Raw genomic sequence first — 19,335 nt, 5'->3', positions numbered from 1 at the left:
TCATGATAAAAAGGTTACTTGATTATAATGATGGCGAAGATATGGATTTGGTTTTACTATTAAAGGATTCAAGTCTTCGCACTAGTAAAAATGGTAAACAATATTTAGTTTTACAATTTAGCGATTCAAGCGGCACAATTAGGGGAAACCTTTGGAATGCTAGTCAGCAAGATGCTGATACTTTTAGCCCAGGCACTATTGTTGAATTGAGCGGAAAAAGAGAAGAGTATCAAGATCGTCCGCAGATAAGAATTTATGACCTAAGAGTAGTAGGACCAAATGAAGGGTATGACTTAAATCAATTTGTTCATTCTGCTCCAATTAAGCAAAAAGATCTTGAAGAAGAAATTAATAAACGTGTTTTTGAAATTTTGAATCCAACTTGGAATCGAATTGTGCGTTACTTGCTTAAAAAGTGGAACAAGCAATTCTTTTCATATCCAGCAGGTAAGTCTAACCATCATGCTGTTAGAAATGGGTTAGCATTTCATACTGTTTCAATGTTAAGGGATGCTGAAGGAATTGCTAATACTTATCCACAAATCAATCGTTCGCTCCTTTATGCTGGGTGTATTTTGCATGATATGGGAAAGGTGATTGAATTATCTGGTCCTGTTGCTACTAAATACACTACTGAAGGAAATTTGATTGGTCACCTAGTTTTAATTGATGAACAAATTATGCTAGCAGCACATGAACTAAAAATTGATGAACATAGTGAGGACTTAATGCTTTTGAGACATTTAGTTTTATCACATCATGGATTGCCAGAATATGGAGCCGCTCACAGACCAGTAGTTTTAGAAGCTGAAGTTTTGCATAAGATCGATGATTTAGATGCTACAGTTTATGCAATTACTAATGCTTTGCAGCAAACTAAACCAGGAGAATTCACTGAAACAATTAAGTCACAAGATAATCGTAGATTTTACCGTCCTAAAAATGATGAGGCTTTAGATCAAGCACCAAAACTAGAATAAAAAAATACCGAGATCGTAAAAATTGATCTCGGTATTTTTTAGTGGATAAAAGTTTTATTTTGAAAGGCTATCTGATGAAACGTATTGGGAAAGAACGTTCTTTAAGTCTTTGTCTTTGATAGAAACATCAGCACGTTTAAGAACAGTAGCAATTACACTTCTCATAACGCTTTGGTCTTCAGACATTGATTGATAAATTTGGTTATCAATTTGCTTCTTGTGTTCTTTGAGAGTACCTTTAGCAGGGTGCTTAATCATCTTAATTACGTGATAGCCGTATTGAGTTTTAACTGGAGTAGTAGTAATTTCACCAGTCTTAAGCTTAAATGCAGCAGTCTTGAAGCTAGAATCTAAAGTGGAATCAGTTGAATCGAATGCAGGTAACTTACCGGCATCATTCTTAGTCGCAGTATCAGTAGAATACTTCTTAGCTAACTTCTTAAAGTCGCCACCATCTTTTAATTGTTTAATGATATCTTCGGCAGTACTCTTCTTTGAAACAAGAATGTGTTGCACAGTAACTTCTGGTTGATAATTCTTCCAAGCTTTCTTTTCTTGAGCTGGAGTAATCTTCTTGATGTGCTTTAAAGCAGCTTCAGTCAAAAGATTAGTCTTCAAGTTATCCTTAAAAGTTGAAGCAGTCATTCCATTTTGTTCAAGAACTGAGTCAAATTGACTACCATATTGTTTCTTGTACTTGTTGTATTCTTTATCAACTTGTTTTTGAGTAACGTCTTTGCCGTATTGACTTTCTAGGGCATCAGAAACAATCATGCTAGCAAGGGTAGATTGACCTGCTTGAGATTCTTTCATCTTGTTGTAGTATTGTGACTCGGTAATTTTACCGCCCTTATAAGTAACGACAGCTTTACCGCCAGAACAAGCAGTAGCACTTAAGGCAATTCCTGCAAAAGCTAAAACAGTAGCTGCTTTCTTCCATGTTTTTTTCATAAATTAATTTGCACATCCTTTGCTTAATTACAAGTTCAAATATAACATAAAAACTCTTATTATCCCAATGGACAATAAGAGTTTTCTTGATATTTATAAAAAAGACTAACAAATCTTAAAATTAAAGTTCATTTTTGATTCCATTAATTGTAGATTCTGCTTCCTTGGTTAGTGTAGAAACGTTTTCTTTCATTTGATCTACTTCTGGCTTAATTGAACTTTGAAAATTAGTTAAGCTGTTTTGAATGTCTTTAACTGATTTTTCAGCTTGTGGTAAGTCATTTATCAACTGGTCAGCAGCACTTTTAGCTTGTTTTGTGCTAGTGGCTAATGAAGTAGCGTCATTTTTAGTATCATTTAAAAAGAGACGAACATCATCTTTAACTTTATGATCAGTTTGTGGATTAGGAAGAAGAGAAATTCCTAATCCTGCTAAACTACCTAATCCTAAGCCAATTCCAAAAAATTTCATTAATTTTCTTCCTTATGTTCTTCTTCGCTTGCACCAGAATTGCTGTCTACTTTTTCTTCATCTTGAGTAGCATCTTTAACATCGTCGTTTACATCTTCAAGATCTTCGTTTGCTTCATTTAATTTGTTCTTAACTGCGGCAAAAACGCGATCATGGTCGACAGCCTTGAATGATGCTGCAGAGAAGGCATCAACTAAATCATGAGCCTTATCTTTAAGTGAAGGACGATCTGAAACTTCAACTTCTTCATCTTCAACTGGGCTTTCAGTTGCGTCAGTGTCTTCAGACTTTTCTTTTTCTGGTTGTTCCATTCTCTTTTCTTCTAATTCATCGTAAATTGTTTTAACGCGGTGAACTGAATCATTGAAGTTATCTGCAGAATCCTTTACATCGCTTCTAATTGAATTGCCACTTAATGGATTCTTGGCGTATGATAATAAGCCACCTGCAACTGTACCAGTAAGAATTCCTAATAAAAATCCAGACATAATGTATACCTCTTTATCTATTCAATAATTTTTAACTTAATAACCATCTTTATTGTACCGCATTAAAGGAAAAATTACTGATATTATAGATTGTTTTTGATAGCGTTTGCAACTGCTTGGTAGTCTGCTTCTGAATATTGATCTGCATTGTTTACATGAGGAGTAGAGATTGGATCATTTTCACTTCTACGTGGAATTAAGTGAATGTGGGAATGCATAACAACTTGTCCTGCAATTTCACCATTATTTACTTCAACATTTAATCCTTTAATAGTCGGATCAGACTCTTTAATTGCTTGTGCAACAACTGGAATATATTGTAAAAAGCGAGCAGCGTCTTCTTGACTGTAGTCAAAGAAGTTAACCAAGTGCTTTTTAGGAATAATTAGAGTATGTCCCTTAGTTACTTGAGAAATATCAAGAAAAGCTTTGACGTCATCATTTTCAAAAACTGTGTAAGAAGGAATTTCTCCTCTAATAATTTTACAAAATAAACAATCCTTTTCTAATTCTGTCATGAATAAGACCCCTTTCTTAATGAAAAGAAAATTTAGTTTAACTTATGTTCATGCTATCATAAATATGTATCTTATTGCAGTAGAGAGGAAAAAGTAATGACACTTAAAATTGAGAATTTAACCGGGGGTTACTCTGGAATTAATGTCATTAAAAATGTAAATTTAACAATAGAACCTGGTCAAGCTGTTGGTTTAATTGGACTAAATGGTGCCGGTAAATCAACGACGATTAAGCACCTGCTGGGATTACTAAGAATGCAAAAAGGCAAGATTACTTTAAATGGTATCAGCTTAACTGAAAATCCTGCTGAATTTAAAAAGATGGTTGCTTATATTCCAGAAACGCCAATTTTATATCCAGAATTAACTTTGAAAGAGCACCTTGAGTTAGTGATGCTTACTTATGGTTTAGATCATGATCAAGCATGGGTAAGAGCAAAAGAATTATGTAAGATGTTTCGTCTGGAAAATAAACTTGATTGGTTGCCAATTAACTTTTCTAAAGGAATGAAGCAAAAAGTAATGATTGTAACCAGTTTTTTGGCAAATGCAGACTTGTTAGTAATTGACGAGCCCTTTACGGGTCTTGATCCGTTAGCTGTAGCTAACTTTATTGATCTAGTTAAAAAAGCTGTTGCTGATCAGAAAATGGTTTTAATGACTACTCATGTTCTAGCTGAAGCTCAAGAAGCTGTGCAAACATTTGCGGTACTCAATAATGGCACAATTGAAACTGAAGGTAGTTTAACTGAAATTAGGCAGTTTTATGGCTTAAAGCCTAGTGATTCATTTGATCGTTTATATCAAATTTTAAATCAGAAAACGGTGAAGAAGCATGACTGATTTAATTAAAAATAGACTCAATAAAAACTTTAAAAAGCAGATGCACTATCTAACTTTGGTTTTTAATGACTTTTTTATTTTAGCTCTAATTTTCCTATTTGGAGCTTTAATGTTTTGGTATGCGCAGAATATTAAAAAGTGGCCGAATAATCTTTGGTTTTATAAGCCGCTTTTAGCCTTGATTTGGACTACAACTTTAGGAATTGGTCATTTTGCGACTTTATTTGATAGGGCTGATGAGCATTTCCTTTTTAATCAAGATAGTGAAATGAAGAATTATTTCAAGCCACTGTATATGCATAATATGATTCTGCCAACGGTTTTGATCATTTTAATATCAGGCATTTTATTGCCATTTGCGACAATGAGAGCTAATTTTTCAGTTGGCGACCTTGTATTTATAGTAATAGGATTGATTGCAAGTAAAGACTTACAATTTAAGTTGATTGTCAGAAGTTTTTATTTTAATAAGCATGATTACTACAATACTTGGCTTTTTTTAGGGATTAACTTTTTAATACTCTATTTATCTTTTTTAGGATATTATCCAAATCCAATTATTTATTCGAATTTAGCAATTGCAGGTTGGATTGGAGTGGATTATTTACCACGTGGTAAAATGTTTGACTGGTACAAAGCTTTAGACTATGAAGAAAGACGAGTTGACTTGCTAAATAATTTCTACAGTATGTTTACTGATGTACCAGATAAGAAAGTTCGAATCGCTAGAAGAAAGTATTTAGACTTCTTAATTAAAACTGAAGATCAGACACCGAATACTTTTATTTATCAAAGAGTGTTATTAAGGGATCCAGAATATAGCAATTTATTGATTAGAATGGTGCTCTTTTCAATTTTATTAATTGCTTGTTTGCAAGATGCACGCTGGGCAATTGCTAGTGGTGCTTTGATTATTTTCTTAACGCTTTATCAGCTGATTCCTCTAGGAACCGTTTATGAACATAATATGATGTATCATGTAATGCCAATTCCGCTAACCTCAAGAGGAGAAGCACTAAGAAAAGTTTTGCAAAAAGGAGTGCTACTTGAATGGGGATTAATCAGTTTAGCAATAATTATTTTTTCTCCGCAAAAATTAGAAGCAGTTGGTGGCATTATTGGTTTGCTTGCTTTGACATTCTTGTTGCTATATTTCTATTTACCAAGTAAAATTGAACAGTTATTTAAAAAAGTTAGATATTAGGTTGTGAAAAAATGAGATTAAGAAATAAGCCTTGGGCTCAAAAATTGGTAGTTGAACATCCAGAAGCTATTTTGAATGAGCCAGATCCAGAAAAGAAAATTAACTGGGAAGAGAGATTTGATGACTTTTCTAAACCTTTGGCAATTGAAATTGGCTCAGGTAAGGGACGATTTATTACTACTTTGGCTAAGAAACATCCTGAAATGAACTTTATTGGCGTAGAGCTGCAAACAACAGCTGCAGGGATGATTTTGAGAACTAAACTAGAAGAAAAGATTGATAATTTACAGTTAATGTGTGCTGATGCAGCTAATATAGCAATGTATTTACCTGAAAATAGTGTAGATGTTGTTTACTTGAACTTTTCCGATCCATGGCCAAAGACGCGTCATGAGAAGCGGAGATTGACTTATAAGAGCTTTTTAGACAAGTATCGACAGATATTAAAGCCAAAAGGACATTTAGAATTTAAGACAGATAATCAAGGATTATTTGAGTACAGTTTGGTAAGTCTTAACAATTATGGGATGAAATTTGACTATGTCAGTTTAGATTTACATCATGCAGAAAATGAAATTTTCGAAAGAAATGTTGAGACTGAGTATGAACATAAATTTGCAGCAAAAGGAAATCCGATTTATTGTCTGCATGCACATTTTGAATAAGTTGAAAATGCTTCTTTTGTTAGAAGCATTTTTTATTTTCTCCAAAAAATATCCTTAGAATGCGTAATAAACATATGGGATTACTTCCTCAAATATCTTTAGAGAGGATTTGCTCATATGGTAAAGAAAATTGAACCCTGGTTTGGGTTCACGGAAGATAAAGTGTTTGGGATGGTGATGGAAAACAAAGAATTCTGCAAGTATTTGCTTGAAATTATTATTCCAGATCTGAAAATTGAAAAGATAGATTGGCTAGATAAGCAAGTTGAGATTAATAATTCTGAGCGCAAGAACGGGGCTAAAGAAGTTCGACTTGATGTATTAGTCACTGACCATGAAGGACGCGTGTTTAACATCGAAATGCAAACAACGGATCAGGATGATATTGGTAGACGCATGCGCTACTATCTTTCAAGACTTGATCTACGCTATACTTTAAATAAAGGAAAGACATATCGAAATTTGAAAGACGCCTTCATTATTTTTCTCTGTAATTTCAAACCCAAGAAAGATGACAAATTTTATGAATCTTATCATACTTATTCTGATCAAGATAGGTCAAAACAATTGCAGGATGGCGTAACAAAGATTATCATTAATTCACAAGTTTCAGCTGAGGGGCAGAGTGAAGACTTAAAGGCTCTAGCTAAATTGATGAATAATGAGCCAGTTAAATTAAATAAACATTTCGATTACGCGCAAAGAAGAATCAAAGAAATTAATGAAGATTCGGAAACGAGGGAAAAGATTATGCTTTACGAAACAAGAATGTTAGAACGTGAACAAGCTGCTGGAAAAGTCGCATATGCAGAAGGAGTAGAACAAGGAAAAATAGATTCTGCTAAAGTTATTTTCGAGAACCAACTGAATAATGGAAGCTCCTTAGAACAAGCTACAGAATTTGTGAAAAGTTTAAAGCTAATTTCTAACAAAGAATTAGAAAAAATAATTGCTCTTTATAAATAATAAAAAGCGTCTAGGAAAAAATAATTTTCTTAGACACTTTTTTCATCCAATTATCAGCATCTTTTCTAATCTCTTGAATCATGTCATCAAAAACTAAGTGTAAACGATAGCCAGCTCGCAATAATTCTCTATTCATATCAACCATATCTTCTTTCTTGCCTTTTACTGTAGTCCGTTTTTAAAATTAACTGAAAGATCTTGGACTAGATTTTTAAAATAAAAGGTTGTAGAATAAATATAACTTATAAAAAGTAAGAAAAGAGTGAAACGGATGGAAGAAATCAAAGAATTAACTTCTGAAAAATTAAAAGAAATTACAAAGAATGGCAAGGTAGTACTATTATTTTCAGCTGCATGGTGCCCAGATTGCCGCTTTTTAGATCCATTTTTACCACAAATTGAAAAAGACAATTCTGATGCAAAATTCTATAAGGTTGATCGTGATGGGTCAGTCGATGTAGCAAAAGAATTAAATATCTTTGGAATTCCTAGCTTTGTTGTCTACCAAGATGGCAAAGAAATTGGTAGACTAGTAAATAAGGACAGAAAGACTAAAGAAGAAGTAGAAAACTTCCTTAACTCTCTCAAATAGTCTAGGAAAGGAAATTTACTAGAAATGATTGTTTCTACCAATAAAACAAGTTATCCTGATACTTTGATTGTAATTCTTGATCAAGATAAGGGTCGTAGTAAGTTTACAGAAAAGGATCAAGTTACGCGAGTTGAAAATGAAGATGGTGAAGTTATTGGATTTAATTTCTTTAACGTAAGTAGCTTTTTAGATTACGATAAGTTACCAAATGGTGAAATTAAACCAACACAAGATTTAGTTGATGCTTTGAATAAAAAATTATCTGAAGCTGGTTTTGATACTAAATTAGAAATTGGTAAACCAACTCTTGTTTATGGCTATGTTAAGACTTGTGAACCACATCCAGATTCTGATCACTTGCATGTAACTACTGTTGATGTTGGAAATGGTGAAGAACACCAAATTGTTTGTGGTGCACCAAATATTGCTCAAGGTCAAAAGGTAGTTGTTGCACTTCCTGGGACTTTGATGCCAAATGGTCAACAAATTTGGCCAGGTAAACTTCGCGGGGTTGATTCATACGGTATGATTTGTTCAGCACGTGAATTAGGATTAGCTCATGCTCCTCAAAAGCGTGGTATTATGGTTGTTCCTGATGACTTTAATGCGGGGGATGAATTTGAACCAACTAAATGCGATGAATTATTAGCTAGTGGTCAAATTAGTTTGTAATAGATTTTAATATGTTTTATATAAAGAGAGCCCATTAATGTTAATGGGCTCTCTTTTTAATCTCACTAAGAATTAATCAATAGTTTTAGTTAGATTTTTTATTAAAGCGTTTACATTTAGAAATATACAGCATAGTATATACTATGAAAAGAACCTTAAATAAGTAAGAGCTGGTGAAAATGATGACAAAAGTTGAAGAGATAGTAAAAATAATCAGAGAAAGAATTCGAAATGAAACATATACCAGCCGTCAGCGACTCCCTTCTGAATATCAATTAGCGCAAGAATTTCATGTTTCACGTCTGACTATTAGAAAAGCAATTAGTCGTTTAATAAATGCCAAAATTTTAGTAAAAGATCCGGGTAAAGGCACATATGTAATGCTAGGTGCTGAAAGAAATTCAAAAATTGAGTCTGGTAGGGGAGGATTACAAAGTTTTACTGAAGTTGCTAGAGAACATGGAAAAACTGCGCACACTAAAGTATTAAAATTTGCTCCTATTAGAAATCCGAGCAGGAAAATTAGTGAAATATTAGCGTTGGACGATAGATTAGATAAACAAGTTTTTGAGTTAAAAAGAATACGTTATTGGGATAATGATCCGATGACTCTCGAAAAAATTCTTATTTGTGATGAATATATAAAAAATAAGACATTAACTGATTTTGAACAATCTTTGTTTAAGATTTTAAATGAAAACATCGAAATTGGTTATGCACATCAAGAAATTGAAGCAATTATGGTTACTGATGAAATTTCTAAATATTTGAACATTAAAAGACAGCAACCAATATTTAAAGTTAAGACGATAACTTATACGCCGGATGCAATTCCAATTTTCTTTGATACATCATTCTATCGAGCTGATAAATATTCATTTAAGTCAACGCTGACTAGGTTGAGATAGTTTAGTTTTAAGGGTTAAGACAATGATAGCAGAAGAAAAAATCAACGAAGCTATAAGTACAAATGAAAAGGCATTTTTGGAAAATTTACGGACAATTATGCAGATTCCAAGCGTTAAAGGTAGTTCAGAAAAAGATGCGCCATTTGGTAAAGGACCTAAAAAAGCATTAGAAACTATAGTTCCAATTATTGAAAGATGTGGATTTAAAGCAAAAGTTGTTAATAATGCGATGGCATATGCGCAATGGGGAGATGATGATGAAAATTATATTGGTATTATTGACCATTTAGATGTAGTGCCAGTGGGTGACAAATGGAAGTTTAATCCGTGGGATTTATCCGATGAGAATGGCCGATTGTATGGTAGAGGAATATTAGATAATAAAGGGCCTGCATTAGCAACATTATGGGCTATGAAAATTCTTAAAGATTTAGGATATAGACCAAAAAGAACGATTCGGCTAGTTTTTGGATCAGATGAGGAAAATGGTTCTAAAGATGTGCCTTTATATCTAGAAAAGGAAAAACCACCAATTTTTGGCTGGACAGCTGATTGTAAATATCCAGTAGTATATGGAGAACGTGGAATTGTCAACTATTCTATTTTTACGCTGATTTTAGATGGAAGTTTAAGCCAAATCAAAAATTTGCAAGGGGATATGTCAAAAGATCATGTTCCTGATGAATTAAGTATAGAAATTAAAAACAAAAAGGTTGAGAGTCATGGTATAAGAGTTCCAAGTAATGCTCCGGAAATGGGAAAGAATGCAATAACATATTTAGCTAAAAAAATAGTTGATGAAAACTTAGTTTCTGGTCAATTGAATAATTATTTTAAATGGATTGTTAAAGCCCTCCATCAAAAGCATTATGGAGAAGGCCTAGGAATTGAATTTCACGATAATGATTCTGGAAAATTAATTATGACTCCTACTGGTTTAAATATTGAAAATAATGGCATGCGAATAGAAATAGCTATTCGTTATCCAGTGTCATATCAAGAGAAGCAAATTACAGCAGGGATCAAAAATAATATTCCAGTAGACAGTAATATTAAGGTTATACGTAGTATTCCAAGCGTAATGCACGATAAAAATTCTAAATTTATCCAAATTCTATCTGAAGTATATGAAAAAGTTACTGGACTTGATGGCACACCAGTTACAACAACAGGTGCCACTTATGCTCGAGTAATGCCAAATATCATTGCCTTTGGACCATCTTTTCCAGGACAAAAGGGAATAGCACATAAAGAAAATGAATGGATGGATTTAGATGATCTATTACTAAGTATCAAAATATATATGAGAAGCTTAGAAAGATTAGGTTCTTTAGAATAGAGAGGAAGTATTTGCTATGTCATGGGGAACAATTGCAACTTGGCGAATGGCAAATGAAGGAGTCGAAAAAGCTAGTACAATTTTAGAAGAAAATGGTACTGCTGGAGATGCAGTCGAAAAATTAATTAATACAGTTGAAGCATATCCGTATTATAAGTCAGTTGGTTATGGAGGTCTTCCAAACGAAGAAGGTATTGTACAAATGGATGCCGCTTTCATGAATGGGGATACGCTAGCTCAAGGAGCTGTTGGTGCAATTGAAAATGTAATGCATGCTGTATCTGTCGCTCGGGCTTTGAGTCATGAACATTGTAATAGCTTCAGAGTCGGTAAGGGAGCAACTAAGTTTGCTAGTTTGCATGGATTTGAAATGACAAATATGTTAACAAAACGTGCTAAAAAGCGCTGGCAAAAGCGGTGTAAAGAAATCGAACAGCAGAATTTGAATCCATATGATGGGCATGATACTGTAGGTGCCATTACTTTAGATAAAAATAATTCAATGGCAGCTGCAACTTCAACGTCAGGTTTATTTATGAAAAAAGATGGCCGTGTGGGTGATTCTCCATTATCTGGTTCAGGTTTTTATGTTGACAGTAAAGTTGGTGGCGCTGCGGCAACAGGTCTTGGAGAAGATATTATGAAAGGCTGTTTATCATATGAAATTGTTAGGAGAATGCGGGATGGTGAATTACCACAAGATGCTTGTGATCATGCAGTTTATCCATTTATAGAAGATCTAAAGAAGCGCTATGGTAAAGCTGGAGAATTTTCATTAGTTGCAATGAATAATAAAGGAGAATGGGGAGTAGCTACTAACGTTGAATTTACATTTTGTGTTGCAACTGATAAACAAAAACCTGTAATTTTGATGGCCAACCCAATAGATAATATGAAGACTAAAATTGAACCTGTTAGTCAGGAATGGCTTGATGCTTACGAAAAAAGGATTCATGCACCTATAGAGTAGGAAGGTGATATATTATGAAAACTATTATTATTCTTGATCAGATTCAAGCTGGGTTAGGCGGAGATGAAAGAAGCGATACACCACTAGGCGGTAAGAAGATTGCAATGGGAAGTGCTGATAATGTTGAGAAAGCTTTAGAGGCTGTGCACGGAGAGATTATTGGTACATTCTACTGTGGGCCGAAATATTATCAACAAAATAAAGACATTGTACAGAGAAAATTTTCAAAAATGGCTGAAAAAATGAAGGCTGATGTAGTTATCGTTGGGCCAACATTTGATTATCATGATTTTGCTGAAATGGCGGTAGAAATTGGAGTTGCAATTACAGAAAACACTGGTATTCCAGTAATTGGAGCTGTCGCAAAGGAAAAGAATCAAGAACTTATTGAAAAATATAAAGACAGATTTCCGATTGTTAAGATGCCTAAAAAAGGTGGTACTGGTCTTGCTGAATCCTTAGATAATTTGGCTAAGGGTTGTCAAATTCTAACAAATAAAGAAGATATTTCAAGATTTAAGGGAAGTTGCTGCTATTAGTTTTTCAGTTGGAGGCTTTAAAATGCAAAAGAAATTTGAAAAGGTGCTGATGCCAGTTGCCTCGAAGCTAGGAAATAATGTCGTTTTAATGTCATTGCGTGATGGCTTCTTAATTATTACACCTTTGATCATAGTTACTTCTATATTTTTACTTATTGGTAATTTTCCGATTCCAGGCTGGTCTGAATTTTGGATTAAATTATGTGGGCCGCAATTTCCTGATTGGTTTAGTGCTGTATCTAATTCCGTATTTAGCTTTACGGGAATCTTATCAGCAATTGCAATTGCATATGCATATGGTAAGAATAGAGGACTGGATCCCATTCAAGCAGGGATGGTTTCATTTATATCATTTCTAATTTTGACACCTACTTCTGTTGTTTTAGGAAAGAAAACTGTTTCTGCAGTTGAAACTCAGTTTTTAGGGCCTAATGGTATTTTTTTAGGAATTATTATTGCCTTAATATCTGTCGAAATTTACAGATTTGCAATAAAACGTAATTGGACTATTAAGATGCCAGATGGTGTTCCCCCTGCAGTTACTAAATCGTTTGATGCTTTGATTCCAAGTGCATTAGTCGTTGTTTTCTTCTTTCTAATAAGAATTCTATTCTCTTTAACTAGTTTTCATACAGCGTATAGCTTTATTTACACGATTTTACAGACACCATTGAAGCATGTGGGTATTTCTTTACCATCAGTTTTGCTATACAATTTCTTAGCAAGTTTCTTTTGGTTCTTTGGTATTAATGGACCTTCAATTACCAATTCAGTATGGCAACCTATATTCTTTGTCTCAACGCAAGATAATTTGAAGGCATTTCAAAATCATGCTCCATTACCACATATCTATACTCAACCTTTTATTGATTTATTTACAACCTATGGCGGCGGTGGTAGTACACTTGCTTTATTAATTGTTGTATTTGCAATTTGTAAATCAAAAAGATTGCTTGAGTTAGGTAAGTTGGCAATTTTGCCTGGAGTTTTTGGTATTAATGAACCAGTTATTTTTGGTTTACCAGTAGTCTTAAACCCTGTTATAGTTATTCCGTTTATTTTATGTCCAGTTTTAAATACATTGATTTCAGGAATTGTAATGAAATTGGGATGGGTAGCTTGGACAAATGGTGTTCAATTACCTTGGACTACTCCACCAATTATTTCTGGATGGTTGGCAACAGGAAGCTGGACAGGATCTGCGTTACAAATTGTAGAGATTATTTTAAATATTTTAATTTATTATCCATTTGTGAAAATGCTAGATAAACAATATCTTAAAGAAGAAAAAGCTGCTGCTGAGAAAGACCTAGATATTGACTTTAGTGAGGTATAACAAATGCTTAAAGAAGTATGTGTTGAGAATTTTACTAATGTGCCATTGATGATTGAGCGAGGTGCTGAACGAATAGAATTAAATAATGACTTAGCTAATGGAGGGACCACACCATCATTTGGTGTAATTAAAAAGACAGTGGAGTATGCTCATAAGTATAATGTGCCAGTAATTGTAATGATTAGGCCACGTAGCGGAAACTTTGTTTACACTGCTGATGAGTTAGAAATCATGAATAGTGATATTCAAATGTGTAGTTTACTCAAAGCAGACGGTATAGCTTTTGGGTGTTTAACTGATAATAAACAGCTAGATAAAATTGCAATGAAAAAGCTTATTACAACTGCTCATGCTGGAAATTTAGAAGTTGTAATGCATATGGCTTTTGATGAATTAACAGCTTCAAAGCAGAAAGAAGCCTTAGAATGGTTATCTAAAAACAAGGTTGCACGTGTTCTTACTCATGGTGGGTCATTAGATCGTTCAATTACTGATTGTCTTGAAAATTTAAAAAAATTAAATAAACAGGCCGAGGGAAAAATCGAGATCTTACCTGGTGGTGGCATAACAGATAAAAATGTAAATTCTGTTATAGAAAAAGTTGGTGTAACTCAAGCTCATGGTACTAAAATATTAGGTAAAATTTAGACTAGTGTAATTTTAAACTTCTTTTGATAAGTTATATGTCAGCTTTTATTTGCTAATAGTCTTGCACAGTAGTAAAACTACGAATATATAAATCAAAAATCATGTATACTCAATATCTTTATTATGTTATTTAATTAGAAAAAGTGTTATAGTGAGGATGTAAGAAAAGGTTTTGGCGCGAATTGATGATCAAAGTTGCTTAATATTTTTAGGGTTCGATATAATTAATTTGGTTGAGATTAACAAAATTAAAGAAAGTAGGAAGCATGGATGAGCCTACTACTTTCTGAATTAGAACATAACGTTGTGTTATGTTCTTTTTTTGTGTTAAAAATGGTAGAATTAAAGCGAATATTTTGGCATAAACAATGGAGATATTAATAATATGTTAGACAAAAATAAACAAATTTGGTTCATTGGCATTAAAGGAACTGGCATGGCTTCATTAGCTTTAGTTTTACATGACTTAGGTTATAACGTTGCTGGTTCAGATATTGAGAAGTATACTTTCACTCAAGTTCCACTTGAAAAAGCCGGTATTGAAGTAAAAGATTTTGACCCAGCAAATATTAAGAGTAATGATGAACAAGTAATTGTTAAGGGAAATGCTTTTAAACAAGATAATCCAGAAGTAGCAGCTTGTTTAGATAAGAATGTTGAATGGCAAAGCTATCCTGATACTGTTGAAGAAATTGTACAAATGCATACTTCAATTGGGGTATCTGGTACTCACGGAAAAACATCAACTACTAGTCTTTTAGCTCACGTATTAGGTGAAGTAGCACCTACTTCATACTTAATTGGGGACGGAAGAGGTAAAGGTGTTGCCGATTCTCGTTTCTTTGTTTATGAAGCAGATGAATATCGTCGTCACTTCTTGGCATATCATCCAGATTACCAAATTATGACTAACATAGATTTTGATCACCCAGATTACTTTAAAGATCAAGGCGACTATACTAGTGCTTTTCAAAGTGCTGCTGATCAAACTAAGAAAGCTCTCTTTGTTTGGGGAGATGACAAGCGTCTTCAAAGCTTAAAGACTGATATTCCTAAGTATACTTACGGCTTTAAAGACACTGATGACTTTCAAGCAGTAAACATTGAAAAGACTACTACTGGTTCTAAATTCAACGTTTTAGCCCATGGTAAGGATCTTGGACGTTTTGAAATTCATTTATTTGGTGACCACAGTATTTTGAATACTACTGCTGTAATTGCAGTTGCTTATACTGAAAAAGTTCCAATGGAAGATATTAAGGAAGGATTGCTCACTTTCAAGGGTGCTAAGAGAAGATTTGCTGAAAAAGACTTTGGCGATGTTTCGGTAATTGATGATTATGCTCACCATCCAACAGAAATGCGTGCAACTATCCAAGCCGCTCGTCAAAAGTTCCCAGATAAAGAATTAGTTGTTGTCTTCCAACCACATACTTTCTCAAGAACTAAGAAATATCAAAAAGATTTTGAAGAGATCTTACGTGATGTAGATAAGGCTTACGTCACTCCAATTTATGCTTCTGCTCGTGAGGCTAGTGGTGATATTTCAAGTGAAGACTTGGTTAAAAATATTCCTGGCTCAGAAGTAATTGATTTAGATAATATTGCTGACTTAACTAAGCATAAAAATGCAGTTGTTGTATTTATGGGTGCTGGTGACATTCCTAAGTACGAAGATGCATATGAAAAATTACTTTAATTAAAAATTTTAAAGTCGAAAAAAGGGATTGATATCTTGTTATTACAAGAATAATCAATCCCTTTTGTTATTTAGCGTTTAAGATCGATGATAAAAGAATTCATATCACCGCGGTAAGTAGCAATTGAATATTCTATTTTTTGATCCTTGTTTGTGTATCCGCGAGTACGAAAACAAAATACAGGATCATTTTCTTTAATAGCTAACTTTTGAGCAATTTCAGAAGAGGCTTTTTTAACTTCTAGTTTTCTTACAACATGGGTAACAGCTAAATTTCTTTTCTTAAGTTCAAGATATAAAGATGCAGTTGAAAAATTGATTTTTTCTAAATCAGGAACAAGTGAAACGGGGACATAAGTAGTTACTTTAACAATTGGGTGATTATCAACGTATCGTAATCTAATTAATTTAAATACGGAATCAGATGTAGATATGTTAAATTCTGTTTGTACCTCTGAGTTAGGAACGACTTTTTGAAAATAGAGTACTTTTGTTTTTGTTTTAAGTCCTTTGGTACTCATTTCTTGATTGTAGCTTTGTATAAGGTGAGTAAATTCCTGCTGAATTTTATTTCTCCTAACAATAGTACCTAATCTCTTGCGCTGTTCTAGTAAGCCTTCTTGAACAAGATTATGGATAGCATGATTAATTGTTGGACGACTTGTCTTAAATTCTTGTGCTAACTCCAGTTCCTTAGGTAATAAACTATTAAGAGGGTAGGTTTGGTCAATAATTCTTTGCTTTAGGATAGTTTCAATTTTCTTATATTTTGCTTCAGTCATTTATCTATTAATCTCAATTGTAGTTACATTGTCGTCTTGCATCCGTTGTTTTAGAGCTTCGATAATTTTAACGCCGGCGCTACATCCAATTCGATCAGCACCTGCGCGGATCATAGCGAGGAAATCATCGCTATTTCTAATTCCACCCGCTGCTTTAACTTTTACATCTTCGCCAACAATTGACTTCATTAGTTTCACATCTTCAACTTTTGCACCTGAAGGACCGAAACCTGTAGAAGTTTTAATAAAGTCAGGTTTAACTTCTTTAGCAATTTCTGCTAACTTTTTTATTTCATCTTTAGTTAAGTAGCAATTTTCAAAGATTACTTTGCAGGGAACATGATACTTATGGCAAAGAGCAACCATTTGCTTCATTTCATCTTTGATATAGGCGTAATTCTTATTTTTTAGTTCAGTAATATTAATTACATAGTCAATTTCGTTGGCGCCATTTTTTATTGCATCTTCCGTGTCGAAAATTTTAGATGCGATAGTCTGTTGACCTAATGGAAAGGCAATAGCTGCACCAGTATCAATATCAGTACCTTTTAATTGTTCTGAGCAAAATTTAGCTTGTACTTGATTAATGGCTACCATTTTAAAATGATATTTTTTTGCTTCATTACAAAGTTTTTTCATATCCATGTTAGAAGCATCCGCATGTAAATTAGTATGGTCAATTAAGCGAGCAAAGTTATCAATAGTGTATTTCATTTTTATCCTTCTTTCAAATATGTAATTACATATTACAGACATATCGTAGGATTATGAAAACGCTTTGTCAAATTAAAAAATAAAAGATAACCACAAGTGAAGTTATCTTTTATTTCTAATATTCGTTTTTATTAATTTGATGTTGGATATTAAAGAGCTGAAGATTCAATTGATTATTTTTCAACGCATTTTGAATTAGATAGTTTAGCTCGTCTAATCGACGGTCATAATTTCTAAATTTGGGTGTAATAACGATGTTTTCTAAAATTGCATTAAGCATTTTAGGAGTAAGGGTATTTTTCTGTTCTTTTTGAAAAATTTTTTTGGTAAAAGAACTATTGATAACCTTGGGCAAAACTGAAGAACCCATTCTATTTTTTATTACTTCTTGTTGTATTTCTTTATCAGTACACATTAATTTGATAAATTCCCAAGAAAGAGTAGGGTGAGCAGTTTTGGCAGATATTCCTAAGCAAACAGTTGATGCTGGAGTAGCATTGACGTTAGTTATAGAAGGCATTTGAAATACTTTCCATTTAAAAGATGAAGTGTGCGTCACGTGATAAGGATAAGAGGTATAGGTGCGATATTTAGCTAGTGATAGTGGCATAAAGGCAACTGTACCTTGATCAAATTGATTTGAACTAACTGATTGATAACCATTCTCATTGGTTAGATCCTCAATTAATGAAAAACCTGCTCGTGCTTTATTTGAAGTAAGATTAACAGATGAATTTTCAAAAACTGAATTGCCATAAGCAAATTGAGCATCCTGCCAGGAATAATCTGATGTAATTCCAGTGTTATTTTTGTTAAGGCTAACAGTGTGACAAATACTCTTAAATTTAGTCGGGGACAGGTGGCTGTTTAAATTAGAGAAGCCGTTTTTATCTAATAAATCATTGTTAGCAATCATTAGAGTAGGATTAGTTTCATAAGGTAAAGCGTATTGAGTACCATGATATTCTCCCGCTTTAAAAACGTTGTGATAAAAAGTGGAAGAGGAGATGTTTTCATCTTTTAATGAACTATTCAATGATTTGAGCGTTCCATTGCTTGCTAATAAATTGAAAATATCTTCGGGTAACATCATTACGTCAGGCGTAGTTCCCCTGACAATTTTTTCAGTTAACCAATTATTATAATCATTTTTACGAATTCCAGCTTCATATTTAATTTGAACATTGGGATACTTTTCTTTAAATTTTTTAATTGCTATTTTAGTAACACGGTCTGCATCCCCATTAGGCACTTCCCAACTACTATCTGTATAAACTCCAATAGTTAAAGTGGGTTTGCTGTATTTAAGTTTAAAGAAAATAAATAAGCCTGAAACTGCGATAAATAAGAAGAGCATACAACATAGTATTTTTTTATTTCGGATCAATGTTTTCACTAGTAACACCTGTTTGAACTGCCCAAATTGCTAATTGAGTTCTGTCACGCAAATCTAACTTCTCTAAGATTTTGGAGATATAATTTCTAACTGTTCCTTCAGAAAGGAATAGTTTAGCTGCAATTTCTTTATTTGATAATCCTAATCCAACTTGTTGAATTACACACCATTCACTTTTTGAAAAGTCTTTTGTTTCCTTGTCGTTAACTGAAATAGCATAATTTGATTGGGCCATTTTTGAAAATAATCTAAAAACTTTTTCTGTAATATCGGGATTGATCATTGCACCACCTTGAGCAACTGTGCGAATTGATGTGAACAAGTCCGCAGGTGAGCCACCTTTTAGCAAATATCCAGATGCTCCATATTTTAAAGCGCTGAAAATAAAATCGTCATCGTCAAATGTAGTTAAAATTATTACCTTAATATCGGGATATTTTTCTTTAACGTATTTAGTGCAAACTGTCCCATCCATAATGGGCATTCTAACATCCATTAAGATGATATCAGGTTTATTTTTCTCAATACTAGCTAGCACTTCCTTACCATTACCGACTGTATCAGTTACAGAAAAGTCCTTGTTACTTTCAAGAATAATTTTGATTGAATCTCTGATTAGCTGTTGGTCATCCGCAATTAATATTTTAATCATT

General features: G+C 33.3%; 23 protein-coding genes. 14 read left to right on the top strand and 9 right to left on the bottom strand.

All coding sequences use genetic code 11. The features are described 5' to 3' along the window. The first annotated feature begins 2 nt into the window (after positions 1–2). Positions 3–980, top strand: a complete 978-nt coding sequence (locus tag LpgJCM5343_RS07265; protein ID WP_003646883.1) for a 3'-5' exoribonuclease YhaM family protein — start codon at positions 3–5, stop codon at positions 978–980. A gap of 54 nt (positions 981–1,034) precedes the next feature. Here LpgJCM5343_RS07265 and LpgJCM5343_RS07260 read toward each other — a convergent pair whose 3' ends face one another. From LpgJCM5343_RS07260 to LpgJCM5343_RS07245, 4 genes are all read right to left on the bottom strand, one after another. Continuing rightward, entirely contained in the window at positions 1,035–1,931 is an 897-nt protein-coding gene (locus LpgJCM5343_RS07260) for a peptidylprolyl isomerase PrsA (protein WP_003648324.1), read from the bottom strand. A gap of 121 nt (positions 1,932–2,052) precedes the next feature. After that, positions 2,053–2,403 carry a YtxH domain-containing protein gene (locus LpgJCM5343_RS07255; protein WP_049149866.1) on the bottom strand — a complete coding sequence of 117 codons (351 nt, stop codon included), beginning with the start codon at positions 2,401–2,403 and terminating at the stop codon, positions 2,053–2,055. After that, positions 2,403–2,891 (bottom strand): hypothetical protein, encoded by a 489-nt coding sequence (locus LpgJCM5343_RS07250; protein WP_048687258.1) that lies wholly within the window; start codon positions 2,889–2,891, stop codon positions 2,403–2,405. Before LpgJCM5343_RS07250 ends, LpgJCM5343_RS07255 begins: the two co-directional genes overlap by 1 nt. Positions 2,892–2,974: 83 nt before the next feature. Then, positions 2,975–3,409, bottom strand: coding sequence for an HIT family protein (locus LpgJCM5343_RS07245; protein WP_049149863.1), 435 nt, complete (start codon positions 3,407–3,409; stop codon positions 2,975–2,977). A 96-nt stretch (positions 3,410–3,505) separates the two neighbouring features. On the opposite strand from LpgJCM5343_RS07245, the gene LpgJCM5343_RS07240 reads away from it, so the two are divergent. From LpgJCM5343_RS07240 to LpgJCM5343_RS07225, 4 genes are all read left to right on the top strand, one after another. Further along, positions 3,506–4,252, top strand: coding sequence for an ABC transporter ATP-binding protein (locus LpgJCM5343_RS07240; RefSeq protein WP_049149860.1), 747 nt, complete (start codon positions 3,506–3,508; stop codon positions 4,250–4,252). After that, on the top strand, positions 4,245–5,456 hold the full coding sequence (locus tag LpgJCM5343_RS07235) for an ABC transporter permease (protein WP_049149858.1): 1,212 nt from the start codon (positions 4,245–4,247) through the stop codon (positions 5,454–5,456). Before LpgJCM5343_RS07240 ends, LpgJCM5343_RS07235 begins: the two co-directional genes overlap by 8 nt. An 11-nt stretch (positions 5,457–5,467) precedes the next feature. Continuing rightward, positions 5,468–6,121, top strand: a complete 654-nt coding sequence (gene trmB / locus LpgJCM5343_RS07230) for a tRNA (guanosine(46)-N7)-methyltransferase TrmB (RefSeq protein WP_020806772.1) — start codon at positions 5,468–5,470, stop codon at positions 6,119–6,121. A gap of 117 nt (positions 6,122–6,238) precedes the next feature. Beyond that, a complete protein-coding gene (locus tag LpgJCM5343_RS07225) occupies positions 6,239–7,087 on the top strand; it encodes an Rpn family recombination-promoting nuclease/putative transposase (protein ID WP_049149855.1) in 849 nt (282 codons plus the stop codon). Positions 7,088–7,097: 10 nt separating this feature from the next. Here the strand turns inward: LpgJCM5343_RS07225 and LpgJCM5343_RS09680 are convergent, their stop codons facing one another. Beyond that, complete coding sequence (locus LpgJCM5343_RS09680; RefSeq protein WP_257966004.1) at positions 7,098–7,223, bottom strand: hypothetical protein; 126 nt, start codon at positions 7,221–7,223, stop codon at positions 7,098–7,100. Between the two features lie 135 nt (positions 7,224–7,358). Here LpgJCM5343_RS09680 and LpgJCM5343_RS07220 point away from each other — a divergent pair, with 135 nt between their 5' ends. The 9 genes from LpgJCM5343_RS07220 to murC all read left to right on the top strand — a co-directional run bounded on the left by LpgJCM5343_RS07220 (position 7,359) and on the right by murC (position 15,790). Continuing rightward, positions 7,359–7,679 (top strand): thioredoxin family protein, encoded by a 321-nt coding sequence (locus tag LpgJCM5343_RS07220; protein ID WP_003648332.1) that lies wholly within the window; start codon positions 7,359–7,361, stop codon positions 7,677–7,679. Between the two features lie 24 nt (positions 7,680–7,703). Then, positions 7,704–8,351 (top strand): YtpR family tRNA-binding protein, encoded by a 648-nt coding sequence (gene ytpR / locus LpgJCM5343_RS07215; RefSeq protein WP_049149853.1) that lies wholly within the window; start codon positions 7,704–7,706, stop codon positions 8,349–8,351. 182 nt (positions 8,352–8,533) lie between these two features. Continuing rightward, the gene (locus LpgJCM5343_RS07210; protein ID WP_049149868.1) at positions 8,534–9,259 is read left to right on the top strand and encodes a GntR family transcriptional regulator, LSA1692 subfamily; all 726 of its coding nucleotides are present in this window, start codon (positions 8,534–8,536) and stop codon (positions 9,257–9,259) included. Positions 9,260–9,281: 22 nt separating this feature from the next. Next, a complete protein-coding gene (locus LpgJCM5343_RS07205) occupies positions 9,282–10,598 on the top strand; it encodes a Sapep family Mn(2+)-dependent dipeptidase (RefSeq protein ID WP_049149851.1) in 1,317 nt (438 codons plus the stop codon). Positions 10,599–10,614: 16 nt separating this feature from the next. Next, positions 10,615–11,568: a glycosylasparaginase gene (locus LpgJCM5343_RS07200; protein WP_049149849.1), complete on the top strand. Its 954-nt coding sequence runs from the start codon at positions 10,615–10,617 to the stop codon at positions 11,566–11,568. A 14-nt stretch (positions 11,569–11,582) separates the two neighbouring features. Next, positions 11,583–12,107 carry a GrdB-related putative oxidoreductase gene (locus tag LpgJCM5343_RS07195; RefSeq protein WP_049149847.1) on the top strand — a complete coding sequence of 175 codons (525 nt, stop codon included), beginning with the start codon at positions 11,583–11,585 and terminating at the stop codon, positions 12,105–12,107. 22 nt (positions 12,108–12,129) lie between these two features. Beyond that, positions 12,130–13,443, top strand: coding sequence for a PTS sugar transporter subunit IIC (locus LpgJCM5343_RS07190; protein WP_049149846.1), 1,314 nt, complete (start codon positions 12,130–12,132; stop codon positions 13,441–13,443). A gap of 3 nt (positions 13,444–13,446) precedes the next feature. Next, complete coding sequence (locus tag LpgJCM5343_RS07185; RefSeq protein WP_049149844.1) at positions 13,447–14,091, top strand: copper homeostasis protein CutC; 645 nt, start codon at positions 13,447–13,449, stop codon at positions 14,089–14,091. 385 nt (positions 14,092–14,476) lie between these two features. Further along, on the top strand, positions 14,477–15,790 hold the full coding sequence (murC, locus tag LpgJCM5343_RS07180) for a UDP-N-acetylmuramate--L-alanine ligase (protein WP_049149841.1): 1,314 nt from the start codon (positions 14,477–14,479) through the stop codon (positions 15,788–15,790). A gap of 71 nt (positions 15,791–15,861) precedes the next feature. Here murC and LpgJCM5343_RS07175 read toward each other — a convergent pair whose 3' ends face one another. The 4 genes from LpgJCM5343_RS07175 to LpgJCM5343_RS07160 all read right to left on the bottom strand — a co-directional run bounded on the left by LpgJCM5343_RS07175 (position 15,862) and on the right by LpgJCM5343_RS07160 (position 19,334). Beyond that, entirely contained in the window at positions 15,862–16,572 is a 711-nt protein-coding gene (locus tag LpgJCM5343_RS07175) for a GntR family transcriptional regulator (RefSeq protein WP_048685066.1), read from the bottom strand. After that, positions 16,573–17,286 carry a deoxyribose-phosphate aldolase gene (deoC, locus tag LpgJCM5343_RS07170; protein WP_003648339.1) on the bottom strand — a complete coding sequence of 238 codons (714 nt, stop codon included), beginning with the start codon at positions 17,284–17,286 and terminating at the stop codon, positions 16,573–16,575. It lies immediately after the preceding gene. A gap of 115 nt (positions 17,287–17,401) precedes the next feature. After that, positions 17,402–18,682 (bottom strand): ABC transporter substrate-binding protein, encoded by a 1,281-nt coding sequence (locus tag LpgJCM5343_RS07165; protein WP_223891151.1) that lies wholly within the window; start codon positions 18,680–18,682, stop codon positions 17,402–17,404. Continuing rightward, positions 18,660–19,334, bottom strand: coding sequence for a response regulator transcription factor (locus LpgJCM5343_RS07160; protein ID WP_035429555.1), 675 nt, complete (start codon positions 19,332–19,334; stop codon positions 18,660–18,662). The genes LpgJCM5343_RS07165 and LpgJCM5343_RS07160 overlap by 23 nt, the downstream gene beginning before the upstream one ends. Between the last annotated feature and the right edge of the window lies 1 nt (position 19,335).

This window comes from Lactobacillus paragasseri (genome assembly GCF_003584685.1).
In the GTDB taxonomy this organism is placed as follows: Bacteria; Bacillota; Bacilli; order Lactobacillales; family Lactobacillaceae; genus Lactobacillus; species Lactobacillus paragasseri.
Note: the sequence above shows the minus strand (reverse complement) of the source record. Positions and strands in the feature narration are given on the sequence as shown.